Annotated in this window: 1 pseudogene; it reads right to left on the reverse strand. The window is 66.4% G+C overall.

The annotated features are described in order from the left end of the window. A pseudogene (locus JHD62_RS21500) lies at positions 1-301 on the reverse strand (carbamate kinase); the annotation flags it as partial. Between the last annotated feature and the right edge of the window lie 157 nt (positions 302-458).

A 458-nucleotide genomic window follows, 5' to 3' on the forward strand; every position in this document is an offset into this window, starting at 1 on the left:
GCACGTTGCCCAGTTCCTGTTCGATCATGTAGCCGATCATGCCTTCGGTCTGGGCACCCAGTACATCCAGCGGATAGGGGGTGACCTTGCCGTCGACGTGGCGGGCGTAGGCGTCGTTTTGCAGGCCGAGCAGGCCGACTTGCGGGCCGTTGCCGTGGCACATCACCAGGTTGTGGCCCAGCCGGGTGACGGCGGCCAGTTGTTCAGCGGCCACCTTGACGTTGGCGCGTTGGTTGTCAGCGGCCATGGCTTCGCCACGACGTTGCAGGGCATTGCCGCCCAGGGCTACGACGACTCGCATGATGTTTCCTTTTCTGGCCCTGTCCGCACGGTCGGGACAGTGGCGTGGCCGGTCTGCCTGTGGCAGGCCGGTGTGTGTCGGATGGGGCGGCAGGTCACCGGGGGATGACCTGCCGGAGGGTGGAATCCGCCTGAGTGAGGGGGAGCGGATTCCGCCG

Source organism: Aquitalea sp. ASV11, from assembly GCF_016429185.1.
GTDB lineage: Bacteria > Pseudomonadota > Gammaproteobacteria > Burkholderiales > Chromobacteriaceae > Aquitalea > Aquitalea pelogenes.